Genomic DNA, 12,396 nt, shown 5'->3' with positions numbered 1-12,396 from the left:
CAATCGCACCGACACAGGGCCGGACAGGCGGAAAGTGCTCGGCAGTTGCCGACCCACTGCCGATTCGCGCGCGGTGCGTCCGGCCTCTTGCGATGCTGGGGCGTCTGGCGTGCTGGCCACTGGCGGCCGCATGGACACGACGAGCGAATGCGCTGCGTCGACGAAGACGCTTCGGCCAGCGCGTCAATTGCGGTCTAGAAGGCCTCTTCATCTGAAGGCCTCCTCATCTCATACAGCGCGGCTTTTGCAGGCGTCTTGAACCTGCACTTCCGGCGACGCTCCTTCACCAGCGCAGAGCTGGGACTCGGATCGAAGCAGATCTACGTCCACGCCAACACATGGCGATGTTGCGCGGCCCCGCTCCACAACCGACCTGCTCATTGAGCATTCCATGATCGCGTTATGCGAGTCCCATCGATCGAGTCGCACCAGCGCGGCTGTTACACTCGAACACGTGATCGACGCGCCTTTCCCCCCACGAAGGCCGCATCCATGGTGCGGCTGACCGCCTTATTGCTAGGCGTTGCCCTGCTGCTCACCGGTAGCGGCTTGCTTGGCACGCTGCTCGCTGTGCGCGGCGATCAGGCTGGCTTCGATGCGCGTGCATTGGGCTTGATCATGTCCGGCTACTTCGCCGGATTCTTTCTCGGCACCTTCTTCGCGCCGCCGCTGATTCGCCGCATCGGGCACATCCGCGCATTTGCGTTTTATGCGGCGCTGGCAGCCATTGCGGTGTTGCTGCATCCGATCTGGTTGAACGCCTGGGGTTGGGGCGTGCTGCGCCTGGTGACCGGCGCGGCGCTGGTCGGTTTGTACACGGTGATCGAAAGCTGGCTCAACGCAGAGCCGGATGCGCGCCGGCGCAGCCGGGTGTTTTCGGTGTACATGGCGATCAATCTGTCGGCGCTAGCGCTGGGGCAGCTCCTGCTCACCATCGGCGATGCAGGCGCACCGGCGATGTTTACGTTGACGGCGATCCTGTTCTGTGCAGCGGTCATGCCGGTGATGACCACGCGACTGATCCCGCCCGAGGTGCCGCATGTATCGCGGCTGCGGCTGGTCACGTTGTATGCCTTGGCGCCGGTGGCGACGATTGGCGCCGGCCTTTCCGGCCTGGCGATGGGTGCGTTCTGGGGCTTGTTGCCGGTGTACGCCAACCGGATCGGCCTGGATTCGGACGGCGTTGCGATGTTCATGCTCACCGCCATCGTGGGCGGTGCGGTGCTGCAGTGGCCGATCGGACGCATCAGCGATGGGCATGACCGCCGCATCGGCCTGGTGACGGTGAGTGTACTGGCGGCCGGCATCGCCATCGCTGCGGCACTGCCGATGGTGCAAACGCAGACGACCATGCTGTTCGTGTTGTTTTTCGTCTATGGCGGGCTAGCGTTTTCGCTGTATCCGTTTGCCGTGGCGCACATGCTCGATTACCTGCCGCGCGAAGAGCTGCTTTCCGGCTGCAGCAGTCTGTTGCTGGTGCATGGCGTGGGCGCGGCGATCGGCCCGGCGTTGGCCGGGGGCGCAATGCAGAAGTTCGGCCCGGCCGCGTTACCGGTGTACTTCGCGGTGATGTTGCTGGCACTAGCGGGATTCACGCTGTCGCGGCTGCTGCGCTTTAGCCGCCGTCGCACCCATCCGATCGCCTTCCGCCCGATGTTGCGCACCACGCCGTCGGCGCTGGAATTGATGCCGGAAACCCAGCAGACCGAAGCGCCACCGCACACCAAGTAACGCCGACAACGCTTGTTCGCGCTGAAAAGCGATTGAATGCACTTGGCACGTCGGTTGCACTATTACAAATTAAGGGTGATCTGCCACTTGGCTGCAGGGCGCTTGCCGCTCCATCGCGGCACACGCTGCACGTACGTCCATGTCAGCCCCTTGGCAGCGTCCATGCCGCCATCGAGCTCCCATGGACGGGTTCACGGCGTGTCCCGCACGCGGTGCGGGCATCGCGCGCTCGACCGACTCAGTTTTTATCCTGAGCCGCTGACGACATCCCAACGGCGCCGAACAATGCGTCGCTCTAGCGATCAGGGTGCGCACCTCCGGCGAGTGATCGCAGCCCCACTTCTAACGTCGTCATCATCACGCAACGCACGCACGGCAGTCTTCCCAGATCCCCTTCCCCGCTGTGGATTGCAATGGATTCGATGTTCTCCTTGCGCGTGCGCCACCCAGCCACGCTCGCGTTCCTGCTCGTCCCGCTCACCGTGCCCGCTTACGCTCAGCAGGCTCCGGACGGCGCAACGTCCGACCCGGCCGCGGCCGCACCGGCCAGCGCTGGCGAACAAGTGTCGACGCTGGATCAGGTGCAAGTGGTCGGCCAGGCGATGACCTATTCCAAGACCACCGTCAGCAAGGAAATGCTGGATCGCCAATTCGTGCTGGGCAGTGTCAATGACGCCCTGAACGAACTGCCCGGCGTGGTGGTGACCGAAGCCGATGCCTTCGGTTCGTCCGACTGGGGCACGCAGATCAGCATGCGCGGCTTCGTCAGCAATCGCGATACGCAGCAGATCGGCACCACTGTCGACGGCGTGCCCAACGGCGGCTCGGCCTACGGCGGCGGCTCCAAGGCCAATCGCTTTATCGACATGCCGGATCTGGAAACGGTGGAAGTGAGTCAGGGCACCGCCGACATCGCCTCGCGCTCCAACGAAGCATTGGGCGGCACCTTGAATTACCTCACCGGCGAACCGCTGGAAACGCAGCGCGTGCGCGTGATCGGCGGTATCGGCGACAATCAGGCGCGCAAGTACTATGCGCGCTACGACACCGGCCTGCTCGGCGGCAACACGCGTGCCTGGATCAGTGGTTCCTCGGCACGTAACGAGGACTGGATCGACGGCAGCGGCCACACCAGTCGCGATCACCTCGCCGGCAAGTTCGTCAGCGTTTTGAATACATGGACGCTCAGTGGCTACGCCTCTTACGACGATGCCGACGAATCCGAATACACCAGCGTGACCCCGGAGCAGTTCGCACGCGACCCCGAGCACGACCTGTTGACCGGCACGCTCACCGGCATTCCGTATCTGGACCAGAACTACCGTTCCGGCTCGCGTGCACTACGCAAGAACACGTTCGGCTATCTGCGCGGCGCGTTCGATGGCGGCAGCGGCTTCAAGACCACACTCACCGGCTATGCGCACCGCATGCAGGGGCGCGGCGACTGGATTCCGCCGTATCTTGTGGACGTCACCAACGATGGCGCCGGCGCACCTGAATCCGAGGCTGGTGGCGGCAACACCGTGTATGGCGGCAGCGACCTGGGCAAGCTGTATTACCTCACCCCCGGCGGCGCAGCTGCGACCATGCTGGCCGGTTGCGCCGGCAGCGACGCGGTGCCGGCCGAATCCAATCCCGCTTGCTATCCCGCAGGTTCGGTGCCGGTGCAGTCGTATCGCCATAGTCATTACGACAATCACCGTGCCGGTGCGATGGCCGATGTGGAATGGCGCGCCGATCTCGGCGCGATCGACAACACCATGCGCGCCGGTGCCTGGCTGGAGCGCTACGACCGCAGCGTCACCCGCGACTGGCATCGCCTGCTCAATGTCGGCACCAATATCAGCTTCGATCATCAGCCGTACTGGGTGCAGTTCAAGGACAACTACCAGACCGATGAGCAGATGTATTACGTGGAAGACGTGATGCGCTATGGCGCGTTCGCCTGGCGCGTGGGCGTGAAGCAATTCTTCGTCGATCAGACCCGCGACCGCCGCATCGGTGATGCGCAGCACGCCGAATCAGAGTCGCATTCCGATCCGTTACTGTCGGCCGGCCTGACCTGGACCACACCGGTGCAAGGCCTGGAAGCCTTTGCCGGTTACTCACAGAATTTCGCCGCGATCCCGTCCGGCGTGCTGGGCGAAACCGACCCGGTCGCACTCAGCCGGGTGAAGCCGGAGACCGCCGACAACATCGAACTTGGCCTGCGTGTCAGCCGCTGGCCGTTGACCGGCAGTGTCACGCTCTACGACATCCGCTTCGACAACCGTATCGTGTATGTGCCGGCCAACTTCGTCACCGGGATCGACTACCTGGGCGAAACCGATGGCGTCTACGAAAACTTCGGTGGCGTGCATGCACGCGGCGTCGAAGCAGCGTTGGGCTACGGCTGGGATAACGGCTGGCGCATCAATGGTGCCTACACCTACAACAAGGCCGATTACCTCGGCAGTGGCGATGCCGCGCGCGATACCGCATTGGAAATCACCCCCGGTGCGCAGGTGATCGGCCAACCGCGCAATACGCTGGTGGTGTCGGCCGACTGGCGCGGCCAGGCATGGCGCTTCGGTGTCTCCGGACGCTACCTGGGCAAGCGCTATCTGGACGCGTCCAACCGTGCCGCGCTCGATGGCGTGACCACCTTCGATGCCAATCTGGGTGTGGAACTCTCGCAGCTGAGCTCGCAACTCAAAGGTCTGCAGTTGGCGCTCAACGTCAGCAACCTCACCGACAAGCGCTATCTGGAAGGCGTGGACGGCAGCGACAGCGCCTTTATCGCAGCGCCGCGCACCGTGGGCCTGACCCTGACGCTGGATCTGTAACGGCGAGCTGCCATGCTATGCGATGCCCGTACCATGCACCGGTGCGGGCAGTCCTTCCGATGCGATGAGCCCACATGATCGACTTGCCCCGACGCCGCTTGCTGCAAGCCGGCCTCACCAGCGGCGCGGCCTGCTTGTTGCCCAGCATCGCGCGCGCCGCGGCCATTGCGCCAGATCGTCGCAGCGGCACGCTGGAGGACCTGCAACACGTGGTGATCCTGATGCAGGAAAACCGCGCGTTCGATCATTACTTCGGCGCCCTGCCCGGCGTGCGGGGGTTCGGCGACCGCTTTCCGATTCCGGCGCCGCCATTGCCGGGCGCACCAGCGCGCACGGTGTGGCTGCAACCCAGCGAGGACGGCCGCCAATGGCTGACACCGTTCGCGTTGGACACGGCTGCGCAGTTTGGTTTCATGCGTGTCAAAGGCACCCCGCATAGCTGGCCGGATGCACAGCAGGCCTGGGACCATGGCCGGCTCGGGCAGTGGGCCGCAGCCAAACACAATCATGCGCTGGGCTATTACGCACGCGCAGACATCCCGTTTCAGTACGCGCTCGCCGAGGCGTTTACCGTGTGCGATGCGTACCACGCTGCGATCCAGACCGGCACCAATTCCAACCGTGTGTTCCTGTGGACCGGCGGTAACGATCCGCAGGCGCGCGCAGGCGGCCCGGTGATTGGCAATTCGCACGACAACTTTCCGCAACTGGGCGGGTTTGCCGAACCGTATCGCTGGGGCACCTACGTCGAAGCGCTGCAGCACGCCGGTGTGTCCTGGCAGATCTATCAGGACATGGCTGACAACTTCACCGACAACCCGCTAGCGGGATTTGCACCGTTTCGACAGGCCTACAGTGGCACGCCCGGACATGATCCGCAGTTACGCGCGCGTGGTGTGAGCACGCGCGGTGTCGCACAGCTGCGCGAGGACGTGCTGGGCGGGCGCCTGCCCGCGGTGAGTTACCTCATTGCCGATGCGGCCGGCAGCGAGCACCCGGATCCATCCAGCCCCGCACAGGGGGCGGCCTACACTGCGCGCGTGCTGGACGCACTCACTGCCGATCCGGCGGTGTGGAGCCGCACCGCCTTGCTGGTGATGTTCGATGAAAACGACGGCTTCTTCGACCATATGCCGCCGCCCGCACCACCGTCGCCGGATGCACGCGCGTTCGGCGGGTTTGCCGGCGCATCGACGATCGCCACCGACGACGACTACCATCGCAACGCGGCACCAGGCGAGCAGAAAGTGGATCTGCCCGAATTACGCGGGCGACCCTACGGGCTCGGCCCGCGCGTGCCGATGTACGTGATCTCGCCATGGAGCCGCGGCGGCTGGGTGGATTCGCAGGTGTACGACCACACCTCGGTGCTGCGCCTGCTGGAACGCCGCTTCGGCGTGCCAGCGCCGGAGATCACACCGTGGCGGCGTGCGGTGTGTGGCGATCTGACCAATGCCTTCGATTTCCGCAATGCCGATGCACGCCCGTTTGCCGCCGCGCTTCCCGATGTCAGCGCAACCGCAGCGCGCGCGGCAGCCCTGCGCGAACACGCCCTGCCGCCGTTGCCGGCCACGTTGCAGCCGCCCGAGCAACCGTTCGGCGTGCGCCGCTCGCGTGCGCTGCCCTATCGCCCCAGCGTGGAGCTAGCCCATCTGCCCGCGCGTGGCGAGGTGAAGCTGCACATGAGCAACGCAGGCGCCGCGGTAGTGCTGCATGTCTACGATCGCTTCGATCTTGCCGCAATTCCGCGCCGCTACACGGTGGGGAACGGCGCCGCAGTGGAAGGAACCTGGACCACCTACGACGGGCGCTACGATCTGTGGCTGCTCGGTCCCAACGGCTTCCATCGCCATTACCGCGGCGACCTTGATGCCGCGCCGCCGCTGGCCGAGATCACGCAGGACGCAGACGATGCGCAGGCGCTGTGCCTGACATTACGCAATCCCGGCAACCGCCCACTGCATGTCGCGCTGGAGCCTGGCGCCTACACGCAAGCGCAACCGCACCAGCACGTCACCGTCGCGGGCGGGGAGGAGTACCGTGTGCGCTGGAGCGCTACATCGACCGGCGGCTGGTACGACCTGTGGCTGGTCCAGGACGGGGCGCGCCAGCGCCTGGCCGGACGCGTGGAAACCGGCAAGCCCGGGATCAGCGACCCAGCGCTCGGCGGCCCGGCACGGCTGTATCAGGACGATCCGCCCCCCATCGACGGCCCAGGACCTGCGTAAGACGAACGGGATTGGGGAGTGGAGATTCGGCAAGGACCGGACCGGCGTGCGCCGTCATCAGCTCGCACCGCCATGGCGCCGCGCCGTGCGTCTCGGCGTCGACGGTGGCCTTGTTCAGCGCGGGCGGCAACACGCTCTGCTGCCGCGGTCACGCACCGTGCCCAGCGACAGCGGCCGCCCGGCAAGGACGATCATTGATACGCAAACCCTGACGGCCCCTGGCCCACGCGCACACCGCGTCGCCGGCCAAGCCGCCGGCTTGGACTACCGATGTAGCCAGTACCGGCAGTCGCCGATCGTCTGCGGCTGCGCGCCCGCGGAATAACGCTGCACGATCGCGGCGTGCCACTGCGCCCGTTGCGGCGTGCTGCCCACCTTGTTGGGGCAATCGACCATCGCCGCCAGCGGCAGCCCGCCCAACGCAATGTCGGTGCTGGCCAGCGACTGCAACGCCTGATCGGACGCCCAGTCGGCAATCATCACCGCGCGGCGGCCGGACCGATAGGGCAGTTCGGAAGACCAGTCATCGCCGAAGGCCACCACCACGCCCTGCTCGGGGGTCGCGGCACGGATCTGCTCGGCGATCTGCGAGATCGACGTCGGCGCACGTGCTTCCTTCATGTTCTTCAGCGAACTCACCAGGCCAGAGCCCATTGACAGCAGGCACAGGAACACCGCCAATGCCACGCCGCGGCCGGGTTTACCGATCGCCTGGCCACGCTCCACCACGTCCCACAGCACCAGGCCGACGATCGACGTGGCGAATACCACCTGCGCGAACTGGTAATAGGGATGCACCACCTGCAGATTGGTGAAGGCCAGCATCGGCGCCAGATAGGCGAGCAACAGCAAGACCACCGCCGCACGGATCTGGCGGATCGACAAACCGGCGATGAGAATGATCAGGAACACCCAGTTCGAACCGACCGGTCCGGCGAAGCGTTTCTTGAAGATGGTTCCCCACCAGATGGCCGGATCCAGGCGCTGCTGCAGGGTGCCGTAATTGAAGCCCGACAGGCTATCGGACGTGACCTGTTGGCCCAATAGCGACTGTGCCTTCAAGGCATCGGCATGCTGCAGCCAGAGCAGCAATGCCACCAGCGCCGCCGCGGCTGCCAGTGCGCCCCAGGCCAACAGCTTCCAGTGCCCGGCCAACCACTGTGGACGCCAGCCGTGCTCGCGCAACGCCACCCAGGCCAGGGCCAGTACGGTAAAGACAGCAAACCCGAAGAAGGTGGTGATCTTGATCAGGGCTGCCAGTACCGCGGCAGCAACGGCGACCCCGCCATGCCAGGCCCGCGGCTGCACGTACAGCCGTGCCATCGCCCAGACAAACACCAGAGCGCAGAACACCGCGGTGGATTCCATCATCACCGAGCGCCCCCACAACTGGGCCAACGGCGACACGGCGAACGCACCGGCAATGCACAGCGCCAGCACGCGGTCGGGGCGCAGTACCAGGGTGATGCGATACGTCATCCAGATGCAGCCCACATGGAACAGGGTGGACAGCAAGCGGCCACTATTGTCGGCACTCATGCCTGTGACTTTGGACAGCAACGCAGCCAACCACTGGAACAGCGGCAGCTCGAACGGGATCGACCACGGCGCGCCGAGCACCGGCGTGAGATAGGACAGGAAAGGCCCGCCGCGCAGCATCCAGTCGATCGACAGTGCGGTCTGCGTCTGCCGGAAACCGGATGCATCAATAGGCGGCATCGACCAGCTGAAGACCAGCATGACCAGCAGCGCGATGGCCGAATAGCACAGCAGAATCCGGGCCGGTAGCAGGCCACGGTCGGGGTGCAGTTGCTGGTTCACGCGTGGCGCTCCTGTAGGCGCCGGCCATCAGGCGCAAGGCGGCCGGGCGCGCAGTGTCGGTTCTGCGGGCAACGAGCGCAAGCCGTCGCTGGCACCAGAATCTGTCAGGAACTCACCGCATCTGCCGGTCCAGTAGCGGCGCCACACCTGCGATCGCCGTAGCGCTCGCGATGATCGACTTGTCGTGCCCATCAGCAGCACTGACCCATCCATGCAGAACGCCGATCGTGTGCAGCCAGGTTTCCACCAACTGCGGCCACTGCGCGATCGGCAGCCCCTTGGCGCGCAGACCGAAGGCATGGCCACCCTCGGCGTAGACATGCATTTCCACCGGCACGTCGGCGCGGTTGAGCGCGGCGTAGTACGCCAGCACCTGCGAAACGCCGTCCACGTGATCATCCTGCGCCTGCAGCAGGAAGGTCGGCGGGGTATCGGCGACGACACGAATGTCCGGACGCAGGTCCAGACGGGTGGGATCGCGGGTGTCGTCATCCTCGTCCTCGTGCGCCCATAAATGGCCCGGATACACGGCGATGGCGAAATCCGGGCGACAGCTCACGCGATCGGCGGCATCCACCAGCGGATAGGTCCACTCGGCGAAATGCGTGCTGGCCGCGGCCACCAGGTGGCCACCGGCAGAAAAGCCGAGCACACCGATCTTGTGCGGGTCCACGGCCAACTGGCTGGCCTGCGCGCGTACCAGCCCTAGCGCACGCTGGGCGTCCTGCAGGGCCGTTTGCACTTTCGAGTGAGCGGCGGCCGTTGCGCCAGGTCGGCCCCGAGTTCGGTACGCGGTATTCCAGCAGTACGCAGGTGAAACCGCGTGCGGTCAGCCAGTCGCAGATCTCCGTCCCTTCCAGATCCATGGCCAGGACTTGATAGCCACCACCGGGGAACACCAGCACCGCCGCACCGGTGGTGTGACCCTTGGGCGCATAGACCGTCATCGTCGGGCGGCTGACATCGCTGACCTTGGTCCATGGAAAGCGCCCCTCGCCGGTGCCCACCGATTCGGGCTTCGGGTGACGCTCCGCATCAGGCACCGCGCGCGGCCACAGGGGTATCTCGACCTGACCAGGCGCTGGTTGCCAAGCACGCGCTGGTGCGAGTCCATGCACAAGCAGCAGCGCAACTGCCATACACCAATGACACGGCCTGATCTGCACGGTCGAACCTCAAAGAGTCGAAAGGAAACAGGAGGCACGTCGTGGACTCATGCGTGGATGAAACGTGCGAGGTACCGGGCCGTTGCACTCAACCGGCGATGCTCTCGCGCACCGCCACCGCCACCGCTTTCAACGCCGCATCGCGTGCTGCGTCGTCGACCTTGGCGCCGTTCAAGTACGTGCTCAGCAACAGGGGCGCCCTGCCCTCCGGCGGCCAGATGATGGCGATATCGTTGCGGGTATCGGTGCCGTTGCTGCCGGTCTTGTCACCAATCTTCCAGTCGGGCGTGAGCCCCGCACGCAGGCAATCGTCGCCGGTGCGGTTGTCGATCATCCAGTCGGTCAGTTGCTTGCGCGAGGCCGGCTGCAGCGCATCGCCAAGCAGCAGCGTGCGCAGCGTGGCGGCCATCGCCGCAGGGGTGGTGGTATCACGCGGATCGCCGGCAGCGAACCGGTTCATCTGCGGCTCGTAGCGGTCGCTGCGGGTCTGGGCATCGCCAATGCCGCGCAGGAAGGCGGTCAGTCCGGCGGGGCCGCCGACCAGCGGGAACAACACATTGGCGGCCGGGTTGTCGCTATAGGTCATCGTGGCCCGGCACAGCTCGCCGACACTCAGCGAACCGCCGACATGACGCTCGGTCACCGGGGCATGCTCCAGCATGTCGGAGGCACGGATCTTGACCCGTTGCGCCAGCGTCAGCTGGCCCTGATCCACCCGCTGCAGCACTGCGGCAGCCAATACAAATTTGAAGGTGCTGCACATTGGAAAGCGTTCGTCTTCGCGTTGCCCGACGCGCTTGCCGGTGGCAGTGTCGAGCAGGCCGATCCCCAAGCGGCCACCGGTGCCACGTTCGATCTCCGCCCAGCGTGCCCGCAGCAAATCGCCCGTTGGCTCGTGCAATTTCGCCACCGGAGAGAGTGCCCACGCGGATTGGGACGCCGCAAGGAACACACTCGCACCGGTCACTGACAGGAACTGCCGTCGGTTCAACATGGGGCCACCTCATTTTGAGAGCCCGCAGTATCGGTGCGCGCGGAGTGACTCACCATTGCGATGTTTCGATCCCAGGCATGAATTGAACTAATCTCTGCGCATGCCCCGGCCCCGTCTCCCACTCAATGCCCTGCGCGCTTTCGAAGCCGCTGCACGCCACCAGAATCTGACCCGCGCGGCGGACGAGCTGTGCGTGAGCCAAGCTGCGCTGAGTCACCAGATCAAGGCATTGGAGCAGCAGTTGGGCACCAGCTTGTTCCATCGCCTGCCGCGCGGTGTCGCGCTGACCGACGAAGGCGCCGCGCTGGCACCGGTGCTCGGCGAGGCGTTCGACCGCATCGCCGCCACCCTGGAGCGCTTTGCCGATGGCCGTTACCGTGAGGTGCTCAGCGTGGGCGTAGTGGGCACCTTCGCCACCGGCTGGCTGTTGCCACGGCTGGCGGCGTTCCACGCGGCGCATGCGGATATCGAGCTGCGTCTGTCTACCCACAACAACCGCGTCGATCTGGCTGGCGAAGGCCTGGATCTGGCAATTCGCTTCGGCGATGGCGATTGGCAGGGCCAAGTTGCCGAAGCCGTGATGGAAGCGCCCTTTGCGCCGGTGTGCGCGCCGGCAATGGCGCGCGGCTTGCGCGCACCCGACGATCTGGCGCGGGTGCCGTTACTGCGCTCATATCGTCTAGATGAGTGGCCGCAGTGGTTTCGCACTGCGCATGCAACTGAGGTGCCCGCACGCGGCACGATGTTCGATTCGTCGCTGACCCTGGCCAGCGCAGCGGCAGCCGGCGCCGGCGTAGCGTTGTTACCGCTGCCGATGTTTCGCCAGGACCTGGATGCCGGCCGCCTGGTCTGCCCGTTCCCGATCACCATCGACGCCGGGCGCTATTGGCTAACGCGACTGCGCTCGCGGCCGGAAAGCGACGCCGGGCGACGGCTGCGCGATTGGCTGCTGGCCGAACAGCACGTCGGCCGCTGAGCAGCGCCGGCGCACTGCCGCGCTTAGAACGCTTTGGGTGTCTTTCCCACCCGCAAGGCCAGCTGACGAAACGCCTCGTACTGGGCCTTGTCGGCGAACCAGTGCGGGCAGAACAGCTCGAACAGGCGGTCGTTGTGATGCAGCAACAGCACGCGGTCGTTTTCGCGGACGCGAATGTAATCGGACCAGGGGCGGCGGAAATGCCCGTCCGCCCAGGTGACTTCCAGCCCGTTCTCGTCCCACGCATAGGTGTAGATATGCCGTAGCGAGGCCTGCTGCGCATGCAGGCGCTTGATCCGCCGCGGCAGGCCCCACACGTGCAACAGCGCCAAGCCGATCACCCCCCGCCACCGCCGCCGATCAGCACCGGGCCGATGACCTCGCGCGCGCCGCTCAGTTTCAGCAGCCCTGCCCCGATCAGCAGCAGCACTGCCAGAAACACGATCAAACGATTGGAAGAATGACGCGCATGCAATCGCTGTGCGGCCAGATGGTCTTCCAGGCTGATGGCGGCGGTGATCATGGGCAACCTCCTTGTTTGGCTCCAGGCGCAGCGTAACCCAGGCGCTTTTGTCGTGGCGAACGACACTTGGCGCAGTCGGCAGGCAAGGACGAACCGTGCGCAGCAACCGCAATGTTGCAGTGGTACCTGCCG

6 protein-coding genes and 2 pseudogenes are annotated in these 12,396 nt (G+C 65.5%); 4 read left to right on the top strand and 4 right to left on the bottom strand.

All coding sequences use genetic code 11. The features are described from left to right. The first annotated feature begins 492 nt into the window (after positions 1–492). The 3 genes from M0D43_RS17065 to M0D43_RS17055 all read left to right on the top strand — a co-directional run bounded on the left by M0D43_RS17065 (position 493) and on the right by M0D43_RS17055 (position 6,784). A complete protein-coding gene (locus tag M0D43_RS17065; protein WP_252162326.1) occupies positions 493–1,731 on the top strand; it encodes an MFS transporter in 1,239 nt (412 codons plus the stop codon). Between the two features lie 353 nt (positions 1,732–2,084). Beyond that, positions 2,085–4,556: a TonB-dependent receptor gene (locus tag M0D43_RS17060; protein ID WP_252165106.1), complete on the top strand. Its 2,472-nt coding sequence runs from the start codon at positions 2,085–2,087 to the stop codon at positions 4,554–4,556. Between the two features lie 74 nt (positions 4,557–4,630). Further along, on the top strand, positions 4,631–6,784 hold the full coding sequence (locus M0D43_RS17055) for a phosphocholine-specific phospholipase C (protein WP_252162325.1): 2,154 nt from the start codon (positions 4,631–4,633) through the stop codon (positions 6,782–6,784). Between the two features lie 264 nt (positions 6,785–7,048). Here the strand turns inward: M0D43_RS17055 and M0D43_RS17050 are convergent, their stop codons facing one another. The 3 genes and pseudogenes from M0D43_RS17050 to bla form a co-directional block, all read right to left on the bottom strand. Further along, entirely contained in the window at positions 7,049–8,605 is a 1,557-nt protein-coding gene (locus M0D43_RS17050; RefSeq protein ID WP_252162324.1) for an ArnT family glycosyltransferase, read from the bottom strand. Positions 8,606–8,819: 214 nt separating this feature from the next. Next, positions 8,820–9,744, bottom strand: a pseudogene (locus M0D43_RS17045) (alpha/beta hydrolase); the annotation flags it as partial. Between the two features lie 115 nt (positions 9,745–9,859). After that, entirely contained in the window at positions 9,860–10,765 is a 906-nt protein-coding gene (gene bla / locus M0D43_RS17040) for a class A beta-lactamase (RefSeq protein ID WP_252162323.1), read from the bottom strand. 100 nt (positions 10,766–10,865) lie between these two features. Here bla and ampR point away from each other — a divergent pair, with 100 nt between their 5' ends. Then, complete coding sequence (gene ampR / locus M0D43_RS17035) at positions 10,866–11,741, top strand: LysR family transcriptional regulator AmpR (RefSeq protein WP_252162322.1); 876 nt, start codon at positions 10,866–10,868, stop codon at positions 11,739–11,741. A gap of 23 nt (positions 11,742–11,764) precedes the next feature. Here the strand turns inward: ampR and M0D43_RS17030 are convergent. Then, positions 11,765–12,264, bottom strand: a pseudogene (locus tag M0D43_RS17030) (YcxB family protein). Between the last annotated feature and the right edge of the window lie 132 nt (positions 12,265–12,396).

Source organism: Xanthomonas prunicola, assembly GCF_025266575.1.
Lineage (GTDB): Bacteria > Pseudomonadota > Gammaproteobacteria > Xanthomonadales > Xanthomonadaceae > Xanthomonas > Xanthomonas prunicola.
Note: the sequence above shows the minus strand (reverse complement) of the source record. Positions and strands in the feature narration are given on the sequence as shown.